The 26,111-nt window shown below is 38.6% G+C and carries 22 protein-coding genes; 8 read left to right on the top strand and 14 right to left on the bottom strand.

Features of this window, described 5'->3' with window-relative positions:
• Positions 1 to 18: 18 nt before the first annotated feature.
• From C9J38_RS09420 to C9J38_RS09435, 4 genes are all read right to left on the bottom strand, one after another.
• On the bottom strand, positions 19 to 204 hold the full coding sequence (locus C9J38_RS09420; protein ID WP_045147560.1) for a hypothetical protein: 186 nt from the start codon (positions 202 to 204) through the stop codon (positions 19 to 21).
• 473 nt (positions 205 to 677) lie between these two features.
• The gene (locus tag C9J38_RS09425; protein WP_107206850.1) at positions 678 to 1,919 is read right to left on the bottom strand and encodes a GGDEF domain-containing protein; all 1,242 of its coding nucleotides are present in this window, start codon (positions 1,917 to 1,919) and stop codon (positions 678 to 680) included.
• A 145-nt stretch (positions 1,920 to 2,064) separates the two neighbouring features.
• Positions 2,065 to 2,640, bottom strand: coding sequence for a DUF1415 domain-containing protein (locus C9J38_RS09430; protein ID WP_107206851.1), 576 nt, complete (start codon positions 2,638 to 2,640; stop codon positions 2,065 to 2,067).
• A 74-nt stretch (positions 2,641 to 2,714) separates the two neighbouring features.
• Positions 2,715 to 4,739 (bottom strand): exoribonuclease II, encoded by a 2,025-nt coding sequence (locus C9J38_RS09435; RefSeq protein WP_107206852.1) that lies wholly within the window; start codon positions 4,737 to 4,739, stop codon positions 2,715 to 2,717.
• A gap of 739 nt (positions 4,740 to 5,478) precedes the next feature.
• Here C9J38_RS09435 and C9J38_RS09440 point away from each other — a divergent pair.
• Complete coding sequence (locus tag C9J38_RS09440; RefSeq protein ID WP_107206853.1) at positions 5,479 to 7,383, top strand: DEAD/DEAH box helicase; 1,905 nt, start codon at positions 5,479 to 5,481, stop codon at positions 7,381 to 7,383.
• Positions 7,384 to 7,551: 168 nt separating this feature from the next.
• Here the strand turns inward: C9J38_RS09440 and C9J38_RS09445 are convergent, their stop codons facing one another.
• Positions 7,552 to 8,529: a GlxA family transcriptional regulator gene (locus C9J38_RS09445; protein ID WP_107206854.1), complete on the bottom strand. Its 978-nt coding sequence runs from the start codon at positions 8,527 to 8,529 to the stop codon at positions 7,552 to 7,554.
• A gap of 156 nt (positions 8,530 to 8,685) precedes the next feature.
• On the opposite strand from C9J38_RS09445, the gene C9J38_RS09450 reads away from it, so the two are divergent.
• Positions 8,686 to 10,536, top strand: coding sequence for a beta-ketoacyl synthase (locus C9J38_RS09450; RefSeq protein ID WP_107206855.1), 1,851 nt, complete (start codon positions 8,686 to 8,688; stop codon positions 10,534 to 10,536).
• A 75-nt stretch (positions 10,537 to 10,611) separates the two neighbouring features.
• Positions 10,612 to 11,634, top strand: coding sequence for an HAD family phosphatase (locus C9J38_RS09455; RefSeq protein ID WP_233217792.1), 1,023 nt, complete (start codon positions 10,612 to 10,614; stop codon positions 11,632 to 11,634).
• A 72-nt stretch (positions 11,635 to 11,706) separates the two neighbouring features.
• Here the strand turns inward: C9J38_RS09455 and C9J38_RS09460 are convergent, their stop codons facing one another.
• Together C9J38_RS09460 and C9J38_RS09465 are read right to left on the bottom strand one after the other, a co-directional pair.
• Entirely contained in the window at positions 11,707 to 13,005 is a 1,299-nt protein-coding gene (locus C9J38_RS09460; protein ID WP_107206856.1) for a DEAD/DEAH box helicase, read from the bottom strand.
• A 339-nt stretch (positions 13,006 to 13,344) separates the two neighbouring features.
• The gene (locus C9J38_RS09465; protein WP_045127646.1) at positions 13,345 to 14,991 is read right to left on the bottom strand and encodes an ABC-ATPase domain-containing protein; all 1,647 of its coding nucleotides are present in this window, start codon (positions 14,989 to 14,991) and stop codon (positions 13,345 to 13,347) included.
• Between the two features lie 210 nt (positions 14,992 to 15,201).
• Between C9J38_RS09465 and C9J38_RS09470 the strand changes: the two genes are divergently transcribed.
• Entirely contained in the window at positions 15,202 to 15,540 is a 339-nt protein-coding gene (locus C9J38_RS09470; RefSeq protein ID WP_107206857.1) for a gamma-glutamylcyclotransferase family protein, read from the top strand.
• Positions 15,541 to 15,615: 75 nt separating this feature from the next.
• Here the strand turns inward: C9J38_RS09470 and C9J38_RS09475 are convergent, their stop codons facing one another.
• Both C9J38_RS09475 and C9J38_RS09480 read right to left on the bottom strand, forming a co-directional pair.
• On the bottom strand, positions 15,616 to 15,993 hold the full coding sequence (locus C9J38_RS09475) for a DUF2541 family protein (RefSeq protein ID WP_005364537.1): 378 nt from the start codon (positions 15,991 to 15,993) through the stop codon (positions 15,616 to 15,618).
• Positions 15,994 to 16,230: 237 nt separating this feature from the next.
• Complete coding sequence (locus C9J38_RS09480; protein WP_107206858.1) at positions 16,231 to 18,159, bottom strand: S9 family peptidase; 1,929 nt, start codon at positions 18,157 to 18,159, stop codon at positions 16,231 to 16,233.
• 147 nt (positions 18,160 to 18,306) lie between these two features.
• Between C9J38_RS09480 and C9J38_RS09485 the strand changes: the two genes are divergently transcribed.
• From C9J38_RS09485 to C9J38_RS09495, 3 genes are all read left to right on the top strand, one after another.
• Positions 18,307 to 18,774 (top strand): GNAT family N-acetyltransferase, encoded by a 468-nt coding sequence (locus C9J38_RS09485; protein WP_107206859.1) that lies wholly within the window; start codon positions 18,307 to 18,309, stop codon positions 18,772 to 18,774.
• 382 nt (positions 18,775 to 19,156) lie between these two features.
• Positions 19,157 to 20,053, top strand: coding sequence for a phosphotransferase (locus C9J38_RS09490; protein WP_107206860.1), 897 nt, complete (start codon positions 19,157 to 19,159; stop codon positions 20,051 to 20,053).
• An 87-nt stretch (positions 20,054 to 20,140) separates the two neighbouring features.
• On the top strand, positions 20,141 to 20,776 hold the full coding sequence (locus C9J38_RS09495) for a RimK/LysX family protein (RefSeq protein ID WP_233218491.1): 636 nt from the start codon (positions 20,141 to 20,143) through the stop codon (positions 20,774 to 20,776).
• 53 nt (positions 20,777 to 20,829) lie between these two features.
• On the opposite strand, the gene C9J38_RS09500 is transcribed toward C9J38_RS09495, so the two are convergent.
• Positions 20,830 to 21,642, bottom strand: a complete 813-nt coding sequence (locus C9J38_RS09500) for a DUF2797 domain-containing protein (protein ID WP_107206861.1) — start codon at positions 21,640 to 21,642, stop codon at positions 20,830 to 20,832.
• 273 nt (positions 21,643 to 21,915) lie between these two features.
• Here C9J38_RS09500 and C9J38_RS09505 point away from each other — a divergent pair, with 273 nt between their 5' ends.
• Positions 21,916 to 22,281, top strand: a complete 366-nt coding sequence (locus tag C9J38_RS09505; protein WP_107206862.1) for a DUF3703 domain-containing protein — start codon at positions 21,916 to 21,918, stop codon at positions 22,279 to 22,281.
• A gap of 121 nt (positions 22,282 to 22,402) precedes the next feature.
• On the opposite strand, the gene C9J38_RS09510 is transcribed toward C9J38_RS09505, so the two are convergent.
• Genes C9J38_RS09510 through C9J38_RS09525 form a run of 4 tightly spaced genes read right to left on the bottom strand, consistent with a single transcriptional unit; the run spans position 22,403 to position 25,929 of the window.
• Entirely contained in the window at positions 22,403 to 23,260 is an 858-nt protein-coding gene (locus C9J38_RS09510; protein WP_107206863.1) for a metal ABC transporter permease, read from the bottom strand.
• Positions 23,253 to 24,143: a metal ABC transporter permease gene (locus C9J38_RS09515; protein WP_107206864.1), complete on the bottom strand. Its 891-nt coding sequence runs from the start codon at positions 24,141 to 24,143 to the stop codon at positions 23,253 to 23,255. Before C9J38_RS09515 ends, C9J38_RS09510 begins: the two co-directional genes overlap by 8 nt.
• Before the next feature lie 14 nt (positions 24,144 to 24,157).
• Positions 24,158 to 25,018 carry a manganese/iron ABC transporter ATP-binding protein gene (locus C9J38_RS09520; RefSeq protein WP_107206865.1) on the bottom strand — a complete coding sequence of 287 codons (861 nt, stop codon included), beginning with the start codon at positions 25,016 to 25,018 and terminating at the stop codon, positions 24,158 to 24,160.
• Positions 25,018 to 25,929 carry a metal ABC transporter substrate-binding protein gene (locus C9J38_RS09525; protein WP_107206866.1) on the bottom strand — a complete coding sequence of 304 codons (912 nt, stop codon included), beginning with the start codon at positions 25,927 to 25,929 and terminating at the stop codon, positions 25,018 to 25,020. Before C9J38_RS09525 ends, C9J38_RS09520 begins: the two co-directional genes overlap by 1 nt.
• Positions 25,930 to 26,111 lie beyond the last annotated feature (182 nt).

A 26,111-nucleotide genomic window follows, 5' to 3' on the forward strand; every position in this document is an offset into this window, starting at 1 on the left:
TATTAAATGACGACTTCTTTAGTCGTGATCATCATAATAAAAACGTCCCTCTAGCGAGTAAGGGTCATTTTGATCATATAAATTATGGTGTCCCCGCATTTTCTTTAATTGCTTCTCTAGGGCTCTGGCCTGATCAAAATGACCTTCTTGATAGGCAATAGATATTTTTTGTTCGATATCTTCAATTCTATCTTGGTTATTCATGTTCAGTCCTCCATCTATATCATTATCATATGCCGCGCTGAATAATTGCCAATTGTGATTGACCTTATAATTTTATACTAAAAATATATAACAATGGCTTAACAACCCGGTTTTTTGCAGTAATAAAATGAATCAAAGAGGTATAATGTTCATAAAAACAGTCATTTTATATCAATAAACGAGCTATTATTCTGTTTAGTTAAATAAAGTGGTCGATTGTAAAATTTGTGTGATATGTTTGATTTGTTGATAGTTTTATAAAGATAAAAACAAGCAGATTGTGAATAATCTGAGGCTATGAATAAAAAAGAGTCTGTGGATGTTCTCCAAAAATAGTATTGAATAAAGTTTGGCCGCTGATTATCAATACTGGTTGGTTGTTCTTTAGCTATATGAGTGCAAGTTTATAATATATTAAGCCCGATGCATATCGGGCTTGTTTTTATATTACTAGCATGATGATATTATTTTGGCTACTGTGTACATTGCACACGATTCCTTCCAGCCTCTTTCGCTTTATATAATGCGTTATCAGCTTGTTTTAAAACATCTTCTGGTTCTTGTTCTAAATAGTTTTCTGCAACGCCAATACTGACTGTTACTTTGACTGATTTTGATGTTTTCTCTTGTCCACGAGCTTTAGATCCTGACCGATTGCTAGTAGGACGCTTGTCATGATCACGAATAATCATTTTATATTTTTCAATTTTTTCTCTTAATTCTTCAAGAAATGGCAAACATTCATCGATACTTTTTCCTTTGAATAAAATCGTGAACTCTTCCCCACCATAACGGTAGGCATTGCCACCACCATCAATGTCTTTCATAAGAGTAGCAACTAACTTGAGTACGTCGTCACCAGTATCATGGCCATATTTGTCATTAAATTTCTTAAAATGGTCAACATCGATCATCGCTAAGGTATAGGTTCTTCCTAAATGCTTAAGTTCATTATCTAACGCACGACGCCCCGGGATTTCAGTCAGCTGGTCAATGAAGGCTAATTCATGGCTACAACTGATGATGTTAATAAGTAGTAATATCGCGACAATACTGAAGGCAACACTAGAGATGAAAGAGTATTGGAAAAAGGTAAACGTAACAAAACTAAACAGCAAACAGATGAAGACGGCTTGATCTGAACTATGGTTTCGTTTCAAAAGTGTTGATGCGCTACTACATACCAAGGCGAGATTTAATAACAATATAACCAATGGTAATAGCGACAAGTTTCGATAAGTAAAAAGGTATGTATCCCACCAAGATGTAAGATCTGTAGCGTTAAAGTGTTTATATACTAAAGCAGCCCATCCTACTTGTAAGAGTAAAAATACAGAAAATAGTGCGCCAAATCGAGAAAATAAGCGCTTATCAGGCATGATATGTACTTGCAGAAGATTAAAGGGGAGTAAACCTGCAAGTAAGCTAAAAATGAGTTTAACGTTATCGTTTGTTAAAGGCGTTTGCAGGTAATGAATGATGATTAGATATGCAACTAACATAATTAGTGCAACATAACCGGTTCTGCCTTGATTAAATGGTTGGCTCAGAAAAATAACTATCGTAAATAGAATGTAGGGAATATTGACAAGAAGATCTTGATAGTTAGCCAAAGATACTGCGGAAAAAGGTAATGCTATTAACATTAAGATTGCTATCGTTAACGGGATTATTAACCGCATGCCTGCTGAACGAAAGTGTGAAAAAAGGAGCATTAATCTCAACCTTAAATAAATACGTTTGTTTATGAGCGAATACGAGCCTAATAATTATTCGTATTTATCATCTTCCATGAATATGTTAGCCATAGCGACTATTTTAGCTATATCGGCTAACACATCAATAACTTAAATTATCTATTTACTTTTTTAGGTAGGGAAAAAGTTGTTTAATTTGCTCTGGCGTTAAATTTTCAACACAGTCAATATTTCGTTCAGGGATCGCCTCAGGATCAGGGTAGTGCTTGAGTACCTTCTCCATACTTTCTTCACGGATCAAATGAAAAATAGGATAGGGCGAACGGTTTGTTAGGTTTTCAGCATCTTCAGGTTCTGTACCATAAAAGCAGTAATCTGGATGAAAACTAGCGATTTGATATATGCCACTTTTACCTAGTTGAACGATAAGCCCTTCGACTAAATCAAGGAATTGATTGTAGTCCTCAAAATCTTCAAGTAAATAAGGTGCGACAACAAGTGTCGTTTCTAACTCTTGTGGTGGTGTTTCATCGAGTTCTTTAAGTTGTAAATAAATGGACTCAAGCAGATCGTTTTCAGTCTTATCATTGCTTACATGAACTTTAATTTGTTTGTTACGTTGAGGTTTAGCAGCAAAAGGGCAAAGGTTTAAACCAATCACAACATCATTGAGCCATTGCTGAACACTTTGCTCAATATCATTAAGCGCTTGAACATTTTCGGCGATTGTTGACTTCATAGACTGACTTTCCAATAATTTTAGTTATAAAAAAGGCCAGCAAAGGCTGACCTTTTAAAGTGATAAAAGAAGATTTACGCTTTAACTTCTTCTTTATTCTCTTCAGCGATTGCTGACTCAGTATTCTCTGGCTTTTCGGGCGCAGGGAATTGTTTTACTGGTTTAGCAATAAGTTGACGAGTTGCGCTACGTATCTCAGCAAGTGTAACTTCAAAGCTATCGCCCAATTGATATTCTTTCACGCCATCAATGGTAATAATACCAAGTTCACCGCTACAGCTAATACGTTCTTTATTATCTAGAATTAATGAACTAGGAATAAATGCGGCAGCGCCATTTTCTAATAGGCGTACACGCATTCCAGCACGATTAATATCGAATACTTCAGCATTAAAGACGGTAGCATTTTTAACGGCGTCTTTTAGCAGACGAACATATAGCCAATCTGAAACATCACGCTCTGCCATGCGGTGGCGACGACGATGTAAGGCAATTTCATCACCAACATTATCATCAGGGGTTTGGCTTGGCTCATTACCTGTGATTAGCGCTTTTAATAGGCGGTGGTTAATCATATCGCCATACTTACGGATAGGTGATGTCCAAGTTGCGTAGACATCTAAGCCCATTGCGTAGTGAGGAGCTGGCGTATTTGCCACTTCACTGTATGCTTGGAATTTACGTAAGCGATTATCTAAATAAGTGCTATCAAGTGTATTTAACCAACGACGTAAAGCGCTAAACCCATTTAATTCAAGTAATTGCTCTTTTTCAAAAGGTGCTTCAGCATTGGTTAAAAACTCCATTGCTGCATCTAACTTTTCAGGGTTAAAACCGCTATGAACGTTAAATACACCAGTGCCGAATTTTTCTTGTAGCGCACGACCAGCACAAATATTAGCTGTGATCATTGCCTCTTCAATCATACGATTTGCTGTACGACGCGCATCGGTATGAATAGCAATAACATCGTTATCTTCACTTAATTCAAAGCGGTAATCTGGACGGTCTGGGAATACAACAGCGTTCTCTTTACGCCATTTAGTACGTGCGTCAGCAAATGCTTGTAATGCACGAACTTGTTGTTCGATCTCAGCGTTTGGTGTCCAATTTTCACAATTACCATTTTCTAGGTAATCAGAAACGTTATCGTAAGATAGACGGCCTTGCGATTTTATCCATGCTGCGAAGAAAGTAATATTATCTTGGATAACACCATCTTTATCGACAGTTACTCGACAACAGAGAGTAGGTCGCTGCTCGTTTTCAATTAATGAACAAAGCTCATCACTTAATTCACGAGGAAGCATTGGAATATTGCGACCCGGTAAATAGATGGTAAAACCACGCTCACGTGCTTCATCATCCATCTTATCGCCAACAGCGATGTAAGAGGTTGGATCTGCGATCGCAATAGTAATATCAAAGCTACCATCAGCATTTGCAACTGTGTAGATGGCATCATCCATATCTTTAGTTGATTCACCATCAATAGTAATGAAAGGTAAATCAGTGAGATCTTGGCGTTCAAGTGCTTCATCTAGCATAGTCCAGCTTTCTTGTGGTGCTGGTTCTGCATTGGGTAGTTCATGGCGTGCTAATGTAACCCACCATGGTGCAATTTTGTCATTACTGTCTGTGATTTTCTCTTTAATATCACAGAAGAATGTTTTGTTTTTGTCTGTAAGAGGGTGGCGGGTTAGCGTCGCTACAACCCAATCGCCTTCTTTAAGCGTTTCAGGGTTCAAACCTTTAACTGCTTTGGCTTTAATGGCATCTTTAAGCTGAGGATGATCAGGCACAACGTGCAAGCGATCACGAATTAGCTTCACTCGACCAATAAAGCGTGTCATTGATTGTTCAATTAACTCTTGTGGTTCAGCTACTTCACGTTCCTTTTCTGTTCGAATAACAGCCATAACACGATCACCGTGCATAACGTTTTTCATATACAGAGGCGGAATAAAAAAGCTTTCTTTGTTATCGGTTTCTAGAAAGCCAAAGCCACGGTCAGTTGCTTTGATATAACCTTCCTTTTTAGGAAGTGTTTCTTGAATTTGCTTTTTAAGCTGTGCTAACAGCGGATTATCTTGAAACATTATACCTGGTCTCAGATTATTGACGTTGACACTATACTTTTTTGGGTTGATAAAACCAATATTTGAGCAGGATATTTTCATTAAATGTGCTTTTCATTAGTTGGGTTTAATAAAAGCGATGCATATTTTGCATAACAACGAAAAAATTTCAGGGAAAGGTTAATATTGGAAATGTAAAGGTATTAAAAATAAAGCACTGAGATTATAAAGGGGGGCTAATACGACCTTTATAATGTTTGAACTAATGATTGATACATAAGTCTTGAATTAATTGAAGAAGCAATGCGGATATAACATTATTTATCAATGTATTATGTCTTTTGTTTTTAGAATGAAGTTAGTGCGTATTGATGAGTGTTAATTCATCATCTTTCAAATAAGAAAGATAAAAGAAAGCAATTTGAAACTCTATTTATAAGATAAGAATGTGTTGGCTATAAAGTGAGAGGTGATTAACCACTAAGGTTACTTTGCTCAGTATATTTAATGTATTAACAGTAAGATAGATTAAATAATAACTGGCTTATGAATATTTATGTTTATCTGATGTGCTAATTGTTCAAGAAATAGTAACTTGAGACTTATTCTGTGACATTCCTCAATTTTTTCTGGCTTTTTATCAAGTATTGCCTCACAATACGCCCCCTATTAGTCGAGGCCCGTGCTTGAGGTTGCTGTTGCAGAACCCGTATGTAGCAAAGGGGCCCCGTTTTTAAGTCGTTCATATATTGGGATCCCAATGCAAGAAACTGTAACAGAATTTCGCCAACTAGACTTGGCCGACACACTTCTATCTGCACTAGACAACATGGGCTTTGTAGCGCCAACGCCGATTCAGGCAGCGTCTATACCTCTACTACTAACTGGTACTGATGCCCTTGGTAAAGCGCAGACAGGTACTGGTAAAACAGCAGCATTCTCACTGCCTGTACTAAACAAAGTTGACTTATCTCAGCACAAACCACAAGCAATTGTTATGGCTCCAACGCGTGAGCTTGCAATTCAGGTTGCTGCAGAAATTAAAGTACTTGGTCAAAATATCAAAGGCCTAAAGGTTCTTGAAATTTACGGCGGTGCTTCAATCGTTGATCAAATGCGTGCACTTAAAAATGGTGCTCACATTATTGTTGGTACACCTGGTCGTGTTAAAGACCTTATCTCACGTAAGCAACTTCAACTAGACGAAGTACATACTTTTGTTCTTGATGAAGCTGATGAAATGTTGAAGATGGGCTTCGTTGACGATGTAACTTGGATCATGGAACAAGCACCAGAAACAGCACAGCGTGTGCTTTTCTCTGCAACTATGCCTCCAATCGTTAAAGAAATCGTTGATCGTTTCCTACGTAACCCTGCACGCATTGACGTTGCTGGTGAAAACCGTACTGTTGCGAAAGTAGAGCAGCAGTTTTGGGTTGTTAAAGGCGTAGAGAAAGACGAAGCAATGAGTCGTCTACTTGAAACTGAAGATACTGATGCATCAATCGTATTCGTTCGTACTCGTCAAGATACTGAACGTCTAGCTGATTGGTTATCTTCTCGTGGCTTTAAAGCTGCGGCACTTCACGGTGATATTCCACAGTCGCTACGTGAGCGTACTGTTGATCACATCAAACGTGGTGTTATCGATATTCTAGTTGCAACTGACGTTGTAGCACGTGGTCTTGATGTTCCACGTATTACTCACGTATTTAACTACGATATCCCGTTCGATGTTGAATCTTATATTCACCGTATCGGTCGTACAGGTCGTGCAGGACGTACTGGTAAAGCGATTCTACTCGTTCGCACAAACCAAATTCGTATGCTTCGTACTATCGAGCGTGTTACTAAGTCTCGCATGGAAGAGATTCAACTTCCTCTACGTGATTTAGTTGCTGCATCTCGTTTAAACCGTTTAGGCGAAGAACTAGCAGCACAAAAAGAACAAACAAGTGTAGAAGCGTTTGTTGAACTTGTAGAAAAACTACAAGAATCAATCGATGTTGATGCAGCAACACTAGCAGCAATGCTTCTTCAGCGTCAGCAAGGTAACCGTCCTTTATTCTATAAAGGTCCAGACCCAATGATCGCTGCTATCGAGCGTGAATCACAACGCCGTGAGCGTCGTGGTAACGATCGTGACCGCGGTGAGCGTGGCGAGCGTGGCGACCGTCGTGAGCGCGGTGAACGTCGTTCATACAACAATGCTGATTGGGATACTTACCAGTTACAAGTTGGTCGTGAGCAAGGTGTTCAAGTTAAAGACATCGTTGGCGCAATCGCAAACGAACTAGGCCTAAGCAAAGAGTTCATTGGTGCAATCAAACTTGCTCCAACGCATACTTTTGTTCAGCTTCCTAAGAAGATGACAGCAGAAGTAGCTTCTCAGCTTAAGAAACTACGCATTCGTCAAAATGATGTTAAAGCTGTAGTTGTTGAAGGCGAAGTTCTTCGTGAACACCGTCCTCGTAGCGGCAACCGTGATGGTAATCGTGACGGCAACCGTGGTGGCTACCGTGGTAACCGTGACGGTAATCGTGGTGGTGAACGTGGTGGTGAGCGTCGCTTTGACCGTAATCGTGGTAATGACACACGTGGTGGTTACCGTGGTAACCGTGATGGTGCACCTCGCACAGATCGCAAGCCTCGCACAGAAGCATAATTTATTCATTAAATTAGATTGCTAAATAAAAGCCGAGTTATTTAACTCGGCTTTTTTGTGTTTATCAATGTATGTTTGGATGAGATATATTGCCTGCAGTTAATGTTATCTTGATGTGGTATACATTTATATATATTAAGAACTTTCAGTCTTTAGTTTTAAAATTACCTAAGCGTTATAAGCTTTAGCTCTTACCATTTTTCGGTATTGATTCGGAGTAACATCGAATTCTTTTTTAAAGATGGTTGAGAAATGATAGGAATCTTTATAACCCACTTGTTCTGAAACATCATTGATTGTCATTCCAAAATCGCGCAGAAGTTCTTTCGCGGTAACCATTCGGATCTTTTGAAGATATTGGTGAGGAGCAAGTCCTACCTGATCTTTGAATTTACGATTAAAAGTGCGTAAAGGTAATTGGCAATGTTCTGCCATATTTTTTGCGGTGATCGACTTGCTCATATTGAGTCTGATCCAGTCTTGCGCTAAAGCAATTGATTCATCAAATTGTACCTGCCCTCCAATTTCATAAAACGGTTGATGATCAGATTTACTGATCTCATGCCCGTAATGTGTCTCTATCGTTTTAGCAATTTTCTGACCAAAATTATTTGTTATAAAGTACAGCACCATTTCTGTTTGTGAGTTAATACTTTCGGTGCAATAAAGTCCATTGGCCGAGGTGATTGATGCCTGCCTATTGAGTTTTACCTTTGGATATAATTGAGAGAATTTATCGTGAAAATACCAGTGAGTTGTGGCTGCTTGGTGGTCTAATAAACCCGTTTCAGCAAGCCAGATAGCGCCAGTTCCTGTCGCAATAATTTTGGCTCCATTCTGGTATTGCTTAATAAGCCAGTATGGAATTTCAGGATGTTTGGAGAGTGAAGCTAATGGGTTCCCCCACATAGGCGGCAATATAATGACATCAAATGACTCGTCATTTGCAAAGGTACAATCGGGTTGAATACGAATACCTGCAGTTAATTTGGGTGGTATTAGGCTAGGCGCTATCACTTTTATTTCAAATGGGCTCTCTTTTTGGCTTTTTCGGTCACGAAGGCTAGCAGCACTGGTGAGCATTTCAGCGCTTAGTGATATTCCTGTGATCAAAGCACGGTGATAGAGCACAAATCCAATTTTCATACTTTCCCTTGTGTGATCAGTATATTAGTTATGTTGCTTATTATTTTAATGCGCGGCACATATGGCAGTAATTTTGGCACATATATTAGGTGATAAACAATCTAATACTGTTATCCTGTTTTAAAACAGTGTTTAAATAAAAGTCAGGGATTTTAAATGGCAAAGTTACCGTTAATTGTAGGTTTAGGTGGCATCAATGCTGCTGGTCGTAGTTCAGGCTTTCATAGCTATAAATTGATGGTTGCTGATGTTCTTTCAGCTGATGTGATGGAATCAACATGGCAAGATCTTGCTTCTCGAATGGGATTGGAAACTGATAATAAAGTGACTGCTGAAGTTATTGATGCGATTAAGGCAGGTACATTTGTTCGTCGTATCGATTCTTTTGATCCTGATAATTTACTGTATCAATACAAAGCTAATTTAAATACAGACAACGATAAGATCTGTTTTACTTTACGTAAGTCGAAGTTGCCGACCAAAATCCCTGATAATTGGGAAGTCGTAGAGGATGGGAGCAAAGTACATATCACGGTTAATGGTAACCTTGATGCATTGATTGAAGATCGTGTTGCTTTCCCTGTTACCAGTGGCGGAAATATTCCCGCGGGTTTCAATCCAGCTTCATTATACAACTCACGTTTTCATCCTCGTGGACTTAGCTTAACCATCTATGGAGCATCTGATGCATTAAATTCATTAGGCGTTGAGTGGGATGAGATTCTTAAACATATTAAACCCGATGAAGTGTCAGTTTATGCGGGTAGTGGTTTAGCGCAAATTGATGAGAATTCATTGGGTGGTATGCTTGCAGCTTCTCTCACAGGTGGGCGTGTTAGCTCTAAAATGATGGCGTTGTCATTGGCTGAAATGCCAGCTGATTTTATCAATGGTTACGTGATTAATAGTATTGGGACAACTGGTACAAACATGGGGGCTTGCGCGACGTTTTTGTATAACCTACGCCAAGGTATGTATGACATTCAGCATGGTAAATCAAAAGTAGTGATTGTCGGTAATGCTGAAGCACCGGTGATACCTGAAATTATGGAAGGGTTCCGTGTTATGGGCGCACTGGCAGAAGATGCCCAATTAAAAGCGCTTGATAGCAGTGATGAGGTAGATAACCGCCGTGCATGTCGTCCATTTTCTGCCAATGCTGGCTTCACGATGGCTGAATCAGCACAATTTGTTGTGTTAATGGATGATGAATTAGCATTAAAACTTGGTGCAAACATTTACGGGTCAGTGGCTGATGTCTTCGTCAATGCTGATGCTAATAAAAAGTCGATTTCGGCACCCGGTGTAGGTAACTATGTCACGGTTGCAAAAGCTGCAGCACTAGCCAAAGCGATTTTAGGCGAAGAAGGCGTTAAGCAAACATTTGTTCAAGCGCATGGTACAGGGACGCCTCAAAACCGTGTAACAGAAAGTCATATTCTCAATGAAGTGGCTAAAACGTTTAATATTGATAATTGGCCAGTAACCGCAATCAAATCTTATGTTGGGCATTCAATGAGCGCGGCGGCTGGGGATCAGTTAGTCGCATCACTTGGTGTATGGCAACACGGCTGGATCCCGGGAATTAAAACCATTGACCATATTGCAGATGATGTTCATCACTCAAACTTGAATATATTAATGGATCATCAATTTGCTGGAGAGATGGGGCAAGATTACAAAGCGGTAATATTAAATGCTAAAGGGTTTGGTGGTAATAATGCTTCAGGTCTTGTTTTATCACCTAAGCAAACACTGACCATGTTAACGGCAAAACATGGCCAGAATGTGATGGCTCGCTATTATCAGTCTAACCAAGCTATTTCCGATGTATCTTGTAGTAATGATAAAGCCGCTTGCTATGGGCAAGAAACCATTCGTTACCACTTTGGGGAAGCGGTGATGGATGAGAATTCAATCACCATGACACAAGATAGTCTACATTTATCTGAATTTGAGCAAGCAATTGATTTGAGCACGGGAAATCCATACTTAGATTATATCTAATAAGTATATTTTCTCGCATTTCTGAAAGGGTAAGTTATTATTTGACTTACCCTTTTTAATATATGGAACATCAGTGTGAATAAGAATAAAGCAATAGTAATAGGGCTTGTGGGTGTAGTGTTATCACTTTTTACCTTACCTGCTTTCAGTGTTGAATGTCAGCAGAATACGGCCTCGTTACCGTTATGGGCAAATAGCCAACCAAGAAGTGCACTTTTGAGTTTTGTTGAAAAAGTAACAACAGAAGGAAGTAAGGATTATGTAAAACCTATTGATCGTATTGCTGTGATTGATAATGACGGTACATTATGGTCAGAAAAGCCAATCTATACTCAGTTCTTATTTGCCTTTGATCAAATAAAAAAGAAGAGTGCTAATCACCCAGAGTGGAAAACTACCACACCTTATAGCTGGGTTTTAAATAACAATACTGATGCGATCTTTAAAAAAGGCTGGGCTGCATTGTTGCCTATTTTAGAAACTTCGCAATCAGAGATGACACCAGCGGAATATAGCAAAGATGTAATTAACTGGCTTAAAAATAATCAATCGCCACGTTTTAAACGCCCTTATACATCGTTGGTGTTTCAACCAATGATTGAACTGATTGATTACTTACAAGCTAATCAATTTGATGTCTTCATTGTAACGGGCGGAGGTAGCTCTTTCGTTAAACCATGGAGCGAAGCGATATACCATATTCCAGCACAAAATGTGATTGGTACCGCTTTTGGTTATACTTATAAAGATGGTCAATTAGAGAAAAACAGCAAGCTGATTTACATTAATGATGGCCCACAGAAAGCGATCAACATTGAAACGATTATCGGAAAACGTCCAATTTTAGCTATTGGTAATTCAACTGGTGACGAAGCAATGTTGAAATGGACGACCTCTCAAAAAGGTATAAGTCTTGGTATGCTGATCCACCACACTGATGCAAAGCGTGAGTGGAAGTATGGCGCAAACTCGTTTGAGGGTAAGTTTACACCAGCACTGATGGAAGCGGCGAAACAAAATAAATGGCAAGTCGTTGACATGAAGAATGATTGGTGTCAAATCTATCCAACGCAATCACAACAGCGTGTCTTGCCATAAATAATAAAAGCCGAGCATAATGATATGCTCGGCTTTTTATCGTTCTATTTTAATCAAACACTAACAAAAAACTTATTTTTTAAGTGTCATGATCTTCGTAGCTTTGCTATTGATAGCGCGGCGTAAACGTGCACGACGCTCAGCAGCAGATTGATCTTGTGTCGGGTTATTCTTTCTCCCTTCACGTTGACTGAAAGCAGGCTTTGAGTGCATACGCTCTAGTAAGGCATCGCGGCTTTTTGGTTCATAGCCAATTAATTGAACACGGTGGATACGTTGGCCGATCAAGCGCTCAATTTGCACTAGTGTTAGCTCTTCTTCACGGCTAACAAAAGAAATGGCATTACCTTTTTGTCCTGCACGGCCTGTACGACCAATACGGTGAACATAATCTTCTGCAAGGAAAGGCATGTCGTAGTTAACAACATACGGCAGGTTTTGAATATCAAGACCACGGGCAGCAACTTCTGTTGCAACCATTACACGTGCTTTGCCTTCTTTAAACTCTTCCAATGCACGACGACGCGCGCTCTGTGCTTTATCACCGTGACAAAGTACTGCTTTAATACCGTCTAGTTTAAGCTCTTTAACCAGTTGATTCGCTGTTTCTTTGTAATTGACGAAAACGAGTACTTGTTTCCAGTTCTTTTTGCCAATTAATTCAGACAGCATTTCACGCTTGCGATCTTCATCAACAGGGTAAACCACGTGAGAGACGGTATCAGCTGTACTATTCTCAGGGGTTACCGTAATACGTTGTGGTTTCTGAAGAATATCAGCAGCCAGAGCATTCATTTGTGCTGAAGACGTTGCTGAGAACAACATGGTTTGAGGTTTGGTTCGGATATCATCAAGGATCACACGGATCGCACCGATGAAGCCCATATCTAACATGCGGTCTGCTTCATCGAAAACAAGGAATTCAAGGTTTGCTAGTGAAACATTGTTTAGTTCCATATGCTCGATCAGACGGCCTGGTGTAGCAACAAGAATATCAACACCTTGTTCTAGGCGTTTTTCTTGTGACGACATTTTTTTACCGCCAAAAACAGCAGTACAAGTGATGCTAGTGTATTTAGTGTAGTCGCTGATGTTATTTGCAATTTGCTCTGCCAGTTCACGAGTCGGTGCCAAAATTAGAGCACGAACATTGAAGCGGCTTTTTGATTTTGGTTTTTCAATTAATTTTTGAATAATTGGCAGTGAAAAAGCGGCAGTTTTGCCTGTACCTGTTTGTGCTAGTGCAAGAATATCAGCACCGCGACGTGCTTGAGGGATAGCTTTTTGTTGCACTGGTGTGAGTTTTTCATAACCGATTTCAGTTAATGCTTTAACTAAATCTTGAGAAAAACCTTGTGATAAGAATGACATGCTTTGTTCCTAAACTGTCGGCTATAGCCGATTACATTCATAAACTCAGTTGCTTATGAATGTAATCATCTTGCCGTTAAAATGGTCGCATACTATAGTTGATTTTAGGTTAATTCGCTATCTTAACGTAATATGTTAGTGGTTTTGAGTTACGCCTTTTTCATTTGTATTATTTATCAATTGACTTGATTTAAGGTTACTATTTTAGCAAACCATTATCAGAAGATGGCTTTATTAATATGTCAGGTCTTAAAATAAGCCTAGATAATATTAAGCCCACATATAGCTTAATACGATATGTGGGCTTTTATCATTTATTGCTATTGAGATTTAAACTTATTACTTAAATTCAGCTTTGCGCATACGGTTCAGCACAGCCATTACCTCAATGACACGAGGTTTCGACATTTCGCCGTATTTAGGCATCATATCAGCCCAGTTATCATGCAGCATGTTAGCAAATGCACGCGCAGGGACTTTTTCCCAACCTTTAAGTTGTGCAAGTTGGAACCATAAGTAACCAATAGCAAGTAACTGACTAGGATGAGCCACTTGTTCTAACGCTTGCAAATCAACGTATTCACGACCAAAGCGTAACGATGTTTTATCTTTCACTTGAATACGGAATTTTCCTTCTTCAAGTAACGCTTGCAGCGCGCTACGGTTTATTTGGCGTGTACGAGGACGAACAATCACTTCTGTACCTTCAGCTTTACGTCGGGTAGGGTGAGAAGCAACAACTTCACGTGCTTTATCTGTTACATCTACTGCTTCATAGTTATGCATCTGAATAACAGTATCGGCCACATCTAAATAGTCACCAGAGCCACCCATAACAAGCATTACTGAGATATCATGCTGATCGCGAAGTAAAGCGATACGGTCAACAAGTGGCGTAATTGGCTCATCATCTTTACAAATCAGTGCCTGCATGCGCTCATCACGGATCATAAAGTTTGATGCAGAAGTATCTTCATCAATCAATAATGCTTCAGCACCAGCTTCGATCGATTCTTGTAACCAAGAAGCTTGTGAGGTTGAACCTGATGCATTTTGGCTAGTAAAGGCTGTGGTATCTTTACCCATAGGTAAGTTGCTGATGTAAGGCGATAGATCAACATTATGAACGCAACGACCATCTTCAGCGCGTATCTTAGCGGCATTATAATTGGTTACGACGTACTCACGACCATCACCAGGGATATGATCGTAAACAGAACGCTCAATGGCACTTAATAGCGTTGATTTACCATGAAAACCACCACCAACAATTAAAGTAATGCCCTCAGGAATACCCATACCACGGATTTTACCTTTGTGTGGCGCTTCAAGCTCTACTGCTAGGTTATCAGGGCTTGTAAAAGGTACAGCGTTCGGAAGTGGTAAATCACTGTTACCCGCAAGGCGAGGAAGAATACTACCATCAGCAACAAAAGCTAATAGCTTATGTTCTTTTAACTGTGCGCGAAGTGCTACTTGATCTTCTGCTGCTTCACAGTGGGCTTTTAACTCTTCCATTGGTAATTCGCGTGCAATCGTTGCACGGCGGATCATTTTTGGTAGGTGGAAAGTTAATAGATTCATTGTACGCTTAGCAATGATGGTACGACCGTCAGCCGGAAGGTTTACACGAAAACGTAATTCGATACCTTCGTCATCAAATACCACCGCTGTACGGTCAAGGATCACCTGTCCTGGCATATCAATAAGTACTGCATTATCTTGTTGCGATAAATCTGCAAAAAAGCGAGCAATAAAATCTCGTGCTGCACATTGATAGACTGAAGATTTTTCACGTAACCATTCTAGATCGGTGAGTGACCATGCTCGACGGGCACGTACACGAGAAGCCGGCGCAAACGGGTCCGATTGAACGGTATCAATATAAAAGTCGAAATCAACGAAGTGGTATTCACCGCGCATACTCGTATAGCTGCGGTAATTATGACGGTCAATTTTATGGAGTTTGGCTTCGAGTAATTGCATATCGCCTCGATATCGTTCGTTATGGTGCACAGCACCTAAAATCTAGTGTGTTCGGGGGCTGGATATTACACTAAAGTCTGATAGTTAGCATGTAAACTTTAAACGAGATCACAATAATTAGTGCTTTTTCATTATGGCTTTAAATATGTTTTGTCCTTAGGTTTATAGTTTAGTTAATAAGATGTGACTTATAGTGAGGACTCATTCTTCGTGCTTAATACATTATTCGTTTATGGCACTTTGGCGCCAGAACAATCTAATGCCTATGTGCTTTCTGATTTGAAAGGCTCTTGGAAAAAAGCGAGCGCAATTGGATTTATTTACCCAAACGGTAAAGGCGCGACATTAGGTTATCCTGCTTTTGTACCGCAATCAGAAGGGGAACGTGTTCAAGGCTTACTCTTTACGTCTGATGAATTGACAACGCATTGGCAGCGTATTGATGACTTCGAAGGCGAGGGGTATGACCGTGTAGTGATCACCGTTATGCTTGACGATGGCTCTGAACAATCGGCATTTGTGTATCGTTTAAGTCCAAGTGAAATGTAAGTCAGTCTGGCAAGATTATAGAGATATAAAAAACAAGATCGCTATTAATAGCGATCTTGTTTTAAATAAATTGGCTTATCGACGACCGAGAACTTTAATGCCAGCACTGCCATCTTCAGCACGGCCATGCACTTGAATATCTGTTACACAGCGCTCATAAGAGAATCGACGCCAATCTGTTTTTTCGTTTTTATCTAATTTGCGTTGAAACTGGAATACGCGCGAAGAGCCATTTTGAAATTTAAAGACGACTTTTGTTAAAAACACATCACGTTCAGCTTTAATCTGAATCGATTTAGTATTACGACAAAGTGGTACAGGGATCTTAGCGTGACTATTTTTAGCTTCAAGAAGAATAGTACGACCTAATGTAAATGTATCAGCTGAAGCTGTTGTTGAAAATGCCATCGTAGAAAGCATGATTGCAGCAGCCATTGTCGCTTTTAGTTTCATAAAGAAATCTCACAAGTAAAAACTGCATTGATTATAATGAGATAAATTCGAAATGGTTAAATAATGAGTTGTAAGTAACTGTAATTTAGTAATGCAGAACATATGTCAAATAGTTGGGTGTTTTTTGTTTTATTTTGGTTATATTGCCGTCACTTGAAAATCAGTTTGAGCAATAATGCATAAAAAGAAAAAACGTGGTGCCATCTGAAAGGAGATGACACCGTTAATTATTAATAGTTAGCCTGCTGAGCGACCACCAATACATTGGCTTAAGAAATTATCAACTTTTCTCGCAAGTTTCCTTGCTTGCCTTGGTGTTCCATAATGGTGACCAACATTATTCATTTCCCAGTACTGTACATTTTTTCCTGCTTTCTTTGCCGCTTCAACAAAACGACGAGATTGCTCTGGGATCACAACAGCATCACTGTCACCTTGAATGACTAACAGAGGTGCATTCATATTATTAACGAAATTGATTGGCGATTGCTGTGCACGCTGTTGTTTCATCTCTGGATCGTTGAAATCACCAATATAGTTTACCCAAATATCTTCATATCGCTTCCATGGTTCAGGGAAGTTTTTTACCATCAGCTCAAGATCTGATATGCCGAAAATATCAACACCACAAGCAAACTTATCTGGAGTCTGTGTCATGCCGACTAAGGTTGCGTATCCACCATAACTAGCGCCCATAATTGCGACATTGTTCGGATCTGTTATTCCTTGTTCTACTGCCCAATTTACACCATCAATTAGGTCGTTATGCATAGCTTTAGAAAACTCACCATAGCCTGAAGATGTAAACGCATAGCCGTAACCTGTAGATCCCCTGAAATTAACTTGAATAACCGCATAGCCACGGTTGGCAAGTAATTGTGCCTCGTGAGAAAAGCCCCAGTAGTCGCGCGCATGTGGGCCACCGTGAACCAGTAATACCGTTGGAAGGTTATTAGCTTTAATGGCCTTAGGTAGGGTGATATAACCGTTGAGGGTTAAACCATCTCGGCTCGTGAATTGAATGGGCTTTTGGCTGGCAAGAAACTGCGTGTAATTGTTTGATTTACTTTGTGATAAAAGTTCTTTCTTGTTGTTAGTTGTATCATATAGATAAATGTTATAGCCGTATTCATTATATTGCTTAACTGTGAATTTCTCATTTTTATTGTCAGTGCTAAAAATAAATATTCCATTTTTACCTTTTTGATAAAAAGTAGAGGCTAATTTTTTATAATTAGGGTTAAAAGTTATGATTTCTTGATAATTAGGATAACTGGCTGCTAATGCTGGAGCATGATTATTGTCATAGTAATATTTGTCTACATCAACAGTATCATTTGAATAAAGAGTAATAACGTCATTTGTTGCAAGATCTAGCTCAATAAGTTGAATCTTGTCTGAATTATGGTTGGCTAAAATAGTGAGGGTATTCTTGCTATGATTCATCTTAGCATTGGTAACCTTACCATTTTCACCTGCATCAAATAATAATTTATCAGTGCCGAATTGATATATTTTTCTGTTATCTTTTATATAAGCGAAAATTGAACCGCCTTTAACTCTGTCATCAATAATGAACCCATCTATTGTTAATTCTTTATCGACTTTAAATAATAATTTTTCTTTTTTTGTTTTAATATTTAAGCGGTATAAGTTGTACGCTTTAGCATTCCCACCGTTATGCCTTACAATAATATTTTCCGGATCGTTGCGTAATTTATCTACGACATATATCTGGTTATCTTTATCATAAAAAGGGGTTAATTGCCGTGTTGGAAACTTCGTATCTAAAAAGAATATTTTAGATTTCATATCGTCAAAGTGAGGCACATAAATAAGGCGACGGCTATCAGGCATCCATTCGAAGAATGGAATCGAGCTGCTAAATTTACTAGTTTCACCGGTTTTTAAGTTCTTGAAGTGTAGCGCAGTATAAGGGTTACCATTGTTGTCGAAACTCTCTTTTAGCCAGGCCAATTTCTCACCATCAGGTGAGATTTTGTATGAGTGTGTACCGTTTGTTGCTGTAGTCAGAGCTTTAAAATCTAGCAAGATAGGTAGCTGTTGAGTTGTCAAAGACTGGTGCGTTGCTTCTTTGGGCTGTGCGCAACCAGAAATTAATAAAATCAGAGCAAAGCTTTGTATTATGAATATGATAAGTTTCATGATGTTCTCAATATAGCCAACTAAATATAAAAAGATAATAAATGCATTATTATGTCTTTATTGTGAATAATGAATGTTTTACATACTGTTTATAGTAAAATTGCGATCGGAATAGTGCTTATTTAAAATGCAGTGATAGGACTTAATATGCTTGTAATTTTGAGGTATACAGAGAAGGATCAAGAGGGTGTGAAAGCGGTGTCTTTATTTGAGGATCAAATTCTATTTGCCGCGACAGCAGATGACTTTTTAGAAAGTGAATCTGCAACAATGCATCTTTATGTGATTAAGTTGAACAGCCAAATAGTAGGTTTCTTTAAAATAGATATTGCTTACTCTCATGATGTGGATTTTTGCTCTGAAAATTGTATTGGTTTGCGAACCTTTGTTATAGACCAAAAATTACAAGGCAAGGGTATTGGTAAACAAGCATTAATGGTTTTATTTACTTATTTAGCGAAGAACTACTCAAATTATCAAAGGATTTATTTAACAGTAAATTGCAAAAATACAGTGGCAAAGCGTTGTTATGAAACGGCTGGCTTCACTTTTACAGGTGAGCGTTATCTAGGAGGTTTATTTGGGCCACAAGAAATCATGTATCATGATATTTAAGGTAGCCGAATAACGTTATTATTAATTGGTAGTATTTCACATTAGTCCTATTTGGAATAATAAGATGTAAGTCACATTCCTATGTGTATTGTTTTTATTTTTGCTTATATTTTGTGATTTGGAGCACGCTTTTTATTTATTGCTAAAAAAGAGTTTTATTCGCTAATTTTTAGCTGGTTTACGGTTGCAAAGCTCTAAATAAAATCAAATGTAACCAAAAGTGAAATATTTTAAGCTTTATTTGTCGTATCTACTGGTCATATTGGCTGTTATGTTGCATTCTTAACCCATAATAAAGATTAAATATCCAATAAAAAAAGATAATTATACTTATTTGGTATTTATTGGTTACAGTTGCTAGATAAAATCCAAGGTACAAAATATGAATAGAGCCCAGCTAAAAAATATTGCTGAAAAATCGTTTTTCGCAATGTTCCGACAAAAAGCTGATGTATGTGATATTCAGGAAACCTTTTATGGTTGGGTTGTATTTCTTGCCACAGGGAAGGCAAAGATTGTTGTTAAATTTTCACGAGAAGTAGGTCGAATAAGTAAAGAAGTTGCGTGTTTACAGAAGTTACGTTGTATTGTGAGCTGTCCTGTACCGCAGATCTATTTATTTGGTCGTGAAGAAGGGTATGACTATATCGTGCTAGATTGGCTCGAAGGTCGACCTGCGAATGAATTACCCAATAATAAATTCGCGATAGAGACATTCCGTGAAGATTACACAGATATTTTACTCGCACTACATGAGCATAATCATCCACAAGGCTTTGAATTAAATAACGGAGGCTTTGACGGTGATTTTAATAATGCGTTCGATGACTGGATGAAAGATGTATATAGATACCTTTCTTGTTCAGTATCGCCATTTAGTTCAAAGATCAAAGATCAATATACTGAGCTATGGGAACGTCGTAGAGAAATATTAGCACCGATAGCTCATGAAGCGTCTTCTTTCGTACATGATGATTGTCATTTAGCGAATGTATTGTTTGATCCTAAGACGTTTAAAGTGGCGGGATTGCTTGATCCTTGTGATAGCGGTTTTAAACACCGTGAACTCGATGTGATCCATTTATTTGATGTGCGTGGTGATACGCATATCGCCGAACGCTATATTGAAAAACGTCAATTAGATGATGGCTTTAAAGCACGACGTTATTTCTTTAGTTTGTGGGATGATGCGAAACACAGTCGAAATATGGGTTGGTATGATGAAAACTGGTTAGCGAATAAGTTTAATAAGTTTGAAGCAGCCATGAGTATGCAATGAGTTTGAGGGAAATAGTTGCCTATTTCCCTTTGTAAGTATTATGTTTTGTAAGGTAGGGGTAGAAAAGAAGAACGAAAAGGTTAACTTATGATGAATAAAGTAAGTCGAGTATCTGCGTTTGTTTTACTGTTAGTTAGTTATCAATCTGTGGCTGGTAATCATGTTACATCATCTAAGTTTCCTGTTTCTTTTATCCCAGATCTTTTGAGCCAGCCCTCTGATCTTTCTCTTCGTCATGCCAGTGATACTCAATTTAATGCTTCAAGCGATTTAATCCTTGCACATAACAGTACAAAATCAGCGAATTCATCAGTAAAGAAAGAAACTCAAGATGGGTTGTTTATTTTAGGACGGCATGAGTGGATCTTACTTGCGTCATCAACACAGTATTTTTCGGCTTATATTGATCCTCTATCAGAAAATTCACGCATTGGCGTAAGTGATTTAGTTGAATTTGAGCGTAATGGAAAAGATTGGGTTACGTTTAAACTGCTTGATAAAGAGTATAAATTTGCCATTCATGAAAAAGTTAAAGTACCGGACAAAAGCGATAAATCTTTACCTGTTGTAAAGTTAAGAACCAAACTTGGCGATATTAATGAAGAAATTGAATATGTGCTAATCAATGGCGGTAGCGGTATTGTATTGGGTGAGAACTTTTTACGTGATCTTGCGGTACAAAATAGAAAATATGATTATATTCAGGGGAGAGTAAAGAAATAAAGCGAAGCTTAAACTCTCTATTCTTATCCGAGACACTTCGCTTTTATGATTAATTATGCTTCAGCAATTACTTCGTAGCTGGTGAATTTACGAATGTTAATTACACCTGTATCAAAGATCAGATATTGACCTTTAATTCCTTGCAAAATACCTTCAACCACAGGCTCTTTATCAAAGTTGTGTGAGCTAATCTTGGTTGGGAAGGCATCAACAGGAAAATGAATATCAACAATATCGTTATCAAGATATTCAATCGCATCTTCACCATATTCTGCAGTGATTTCTGCAAGACGAGCTTTTACTTCTGGTAATAAAACCGAGGCTTTTTCTGTTAAATCTATCTCAGCATTATCACCTTTGAGCATTGCACGCCAGTTGGTTTTATCAGCGACAAGCTCTGCAATAGCCACTTCCACTAAACCTGAAATTTGACGTGTTTTTACTTTTAGTACAGCAAGTGCCTGTGTGGCACCTTGATCAATCCATCGTGTCGGTAGTTGGCTATGTCGAGTAATACCCACTTTTAAACCCGAAGTATTTGATAGGTAAACATAGTGCGGCACCATGCAATTTTCTTCACCCCATTGTGGCTCACGGCACGTACCTTTGTCGTAGTGACAAGTTTCAGGTTTCATAATGCACATATCGCATGACGCTAATTTTTTCATACAAGGGAAGCAATGACCTTGAGAGTAACTTTTCTTGGTTTTTTTGCCACACGACTGGCAAAAAATATTGCCTGTATGAGTCAATTTAAGTGACTTACCAATCAAAGGGTTTAAATGCAGTTGTTGATCGCCGACAGGGAGATGATAGTCAACAACGTCATTTAACGTTGACTTCATTTTACTTAATGTTCCTTGCATACATTGCTCAGTAGTTTGTTTTTATAGTGCGGTGATTTTAGCAGGTGAAAGAGGGAAGCGGCTATAAAAGCGCAACGGAAAAATATGAATTCCCTCTTCGACGTTTTAAATCGGAGAGACAATCAGCAAAACAATCAGTGTTTATGGGTGAAATATGTAAATGGCATAAAGTAAAAAGTGATCGTTACCTAGAGAGAAGTGATAAACACTGGTGTATTTATTTGTGTGTTCTAATGTTAGAAATAGATAGCAAGCATCATCATGGAGAGAGTTATGCTCAATCGATTTTCACAAAATATCTCTTATGCCGTAATAAAAGAATTATCTTTAGCAAGGAAAGCGAGACGTAATAATGATGTGGTATTAGAGTTCAGCCATTTAGAAAACGCTCACGTTTTGGGACAACATTCTACTTACTGGCATACTAAAATTCATTGTCATATGCTGTATTGGGCACGACGTAATGGCGATAGCAAAGAGCTAAGAGGACAGTTATTAAGAGTCTTTGGCGCATTAACTAAAACAGCTGTGGGTCTTGTGCCTGAAGGAAATACAGGGGGAAGTAATGTAAGCCCTTTTAAACGCTTACCTATTTCAGCTTTACAGCAACAAAAAATTATTCGCGCGAAACAAATGTAATACAGTTAATACGTTCAATGAGAAAAGGGCGACGCTGAACGGTGAAATGATTCTGAGATCTATTGCGAATAATGGCTATCGGATTTGATAGCCATTATTGAATATAACAGCGTAGTAGGAATTATATTAAACTTACGGGGGTTTGTTTTATGACGGCTCGCTGTTTTATTGCATGATAAATAAATACCACAATAAAGTTTATTGTCAGTAATAATATAATTGTTGGTGCAGGAGCACTATCGATAAAGAAGCTAAGATAAACGCCTAAGAAGCAATTTATAATAGAAATGAATACCGATATTACCATCATGGTTTGAAAACGACGGCTAAGCATAAAGGCTGTTGCTCCTGGCGCAATCAGCATTGAAATCACGAGTATCATGCCAACGGCTTTGAGTGCGGTAACAATCGCGAATGAGAGTAGGGCAAGCAATCCGTAATGTAATACTTTGGTCGGAAGTCCAATTGCTTGTGCATGTTGATGATCGAAAATAAGTAAGAGTAAATCTTTACCTTTTATAATACACAGTGATCCAACAATGAGTGCAATTACGCCTGCTTCTGTAATATCACGCCAACTCGCCCCAAGAGGATCACCAAATAGAATATGGTCTAAGTGAATATCTGTGTGAATTTTCGTCATCATTACAATGCCGAGCGCAAACATAGCTGAAAAAACAACACCCATAATTGTATCTTCTTTAATTCTGCTATTTTCTCTTAAATACCCAGTGGTTAACGCACAAAACATACCTGCGATAAAAGCCCCAATCGTAAATGGAATCGATAACACATAAGCAATAACAATCCCCGGTAAAACAGCATGGGAAATGGCATCCCCCATTAAAGACCAACCTTTGAGAATTAAAAAACAAGAGAGTAATGCGGTGGGTATCGCGATAAAAAAAACAATCAGAAAAGCTTGCTGCATAAAAATAAATTCAAAAGGTGAAAACAATGTCGCGATTAGATCAGCCATGTTGAATTCCTTTCGTTTGCTTAAAGTTTTGGGCTTGTTTTAACGCTTGTCTTGTTTTTCTATAAGTTGCTAATCGACCATATTTAGGCGCAAATACAAAAGCTAAAGCAAAGAAAACAGTTTGTAATAACACGATGATCCCGCCTGTTGCACCATTGATAAAATAACTAAAGTAAGCACCAAGAAAAGCGCTGATCACACCAATAATTACACTGTAGATAATAACTATCGAGAAACGATCTGACAGCAAATAAGCAGTTGCACCAGGGATCACAACCATAGCAATAACTAAAAAGGCGCCTACAGTTTGCAATGCGGCAACGGTAGAGGCACTTAAAATGCTAAAAAATACAATTTTTAAAAATGTTGGCGATAATCCAATGGTTTTAGCCTGGTTTTCATCAAAGAAAACAACCATGAAGTCACGCCATTTTACAGATAAAATTAAAAGAGAAAGACAGCCAATGATGACGATTTGTAATGTATCTACTGGGGTTATTGCGAGAATATTTCCCATTACAATCGTCTGAATATTAACCGCACTTGGATAGAGCGAGACAAGAAATAAACCTAGCCCGAAAAAAGCAGTAAAAATTAAGCCAATAACAGCGTCTTCTTTTAATTTACTGCGTTGGCTTAAAAATAACATGCCAGCCGCCGCTAAACCGCCAGAAAAAAAGGCACCAAAAGCAAAGGGGAGACCCATCATATAAGCGCCGGCAACACCGGGTACGATAGAATGTGATAGTGCGTCACCAATCAGTGACCAGCCCTTCAGCATTAAATAACAGGAAAGAAAAGCACAAACGCCACCGATTAATGCACTAACCCACATGGCGTTGATCATATAGCTATATAAAAACGGCTCAAGTAATTGGTTCACAATGATCACTCCTTTTATCGTTGACGGGAAAGGGAGCGAGATTGCTGTTCGCCGTTTTCACCATACATAACAACAGGCCGTTCATGATCGGAAATAACTGATAATTTACGGCTATCGTCATCTTCGTGAAGATCTTTTCCTGATAAAATGAAGTGGCGTAATACACCACCAAATGCGAGCTTTAAATTTTCTGGTGTGAAAATCTTAGTTGTTTCTCCTGATGCCAAAATAGTTTTATTAATTAAAATTGTACGGTCACAAAAGTCAGGAATACTGCCAAGATTATGGGTAGAGACGAGCATGACTTTGCCTTCATCACGAAGCTCGCGTAACAATGCCATGATTTGATCTTCGGTTTGAACATCAACGCCTGTAAAGGGCTCATCGAGTAATATCACCTGACTTTCTTGCGCGAGTGCACGAGCAAGAAATACCCGTTTACGTTGACCACCAGAAAGCTCTCCTATTTGACGTTTACGAAAGTCAGTCATATTGACCCGCTCGAGAGCAATATTCACTTTTTCATGATCTAATTTTCTTGGGATACGCAACATATTCATGTAACCATAACGACCCATCATGACGACATCTTCAACCAGAACAGGGAAGTTCCAGTCTATATCTTCACTTTGCGGAACATAGGCGACGACATTACTTTTTAGCGCGTTTTTGACTGTATTATTAAGGATTTTCACACTACCTTGGCTGGTGGATACAAATCCCATAATGGCTTTAAAAAGCGTGGACTTCCCGCTGCCATTCATCCCGACTAGGGCTGCGATAGAGCCTTGAGGAACGCTAAATGTCGCATTGTGCAGAGCGGTATGACCGTTACGGTATGTAACCGTAATATTGTTTATATCTAATCCTATCATTATAAACTCAGCCCTTTAGCGATGGTTTGAGAGGTCACTTTAATTAGCGCTAGATAGGTAGGAACAGGACCGTTATTAGCACTCAAAGAGTCAACATAAAGCACGCCTGCATAGTTAGCGCCTGTTTCTCGTGCGACTTGTTGAGCCGGTTTTGCTGAAACAGTACTTTCACTGAAAACCGCATCAATGTGATGCTGACGAACAGCATCGATAAGTTGACGAACTTGTTGAGGCGTGCCTTGGGCATCAGCATTAATAGGCCATAAATACAGCTCTTTTAGTCCAAAATCACGAGCAAGGTAGCTAAAAGCCCCTTCACTGGTAACAAGCCAACGCTTATCTACCGGTATGGTATTAATCTGATTACGAATAGGTGCAATTGTTTGCTTAATTTCTTGGGTATATTGTTGAGCGTTTTTATTATAAATATCCGCATTTTTAGGATCATGCTTAACCAGTGCTTGGCGAATATTTTCTACATAAATAATACCGTTTTCAGGTGACATCCAAGCATGAGGATTTGGTTTACCGTTATAAGGACCCTGAGTAATACTTAAAGGCGTGATATTTTCAGTTACCGTTACAGAAGGAACATCGTGGAGGTTTTGGAAAAACTTATTAAACCACAGTTCTAAATTTAAACCGTTATAAAGTATTAAATCAGCACCTTGTGCCCGTTTAAGATCGCCAGGTGTTACTTGATAATTATGAATTTCCGCATTGGGTTTAGTAATAGATTCAACAATAGCGGCGTCACCTGCGACATTTTTTGCCATGTCAGCAATGATTGTGAATGTTGTAATTACTTTAAACTTATCATTAGCATGGCTGACTGTACTCATAAACAATCCAACAGATAGCAGTACAGCATTTGTCACGTATCGTAATCGTTGCTTTTGATGAAAGTTCATCCTTTTTATCCCTATAAAGAAAGTAATTTAAATTTTTCAAAGTTATAACAAACGCAATCTTTAAATGCAATTGATAATTATTATCAATACGGTGTTTCTTGCTTTTGTCGGCTTTTAAGGTTGTTTGTATATATTCAATCGGTATATTGGATTGATAACTAATAGTATTTATTGTTGATGAG

The organism is Photobacterium sp. GB-210, assembly GCF_003026075.1.
Classification (GTDB): domain Bacteria; phylum Pseudomonadota; class Gammaproteobacteria; order Enterobacterales; family Vibrionaceae; genus Photobacterium.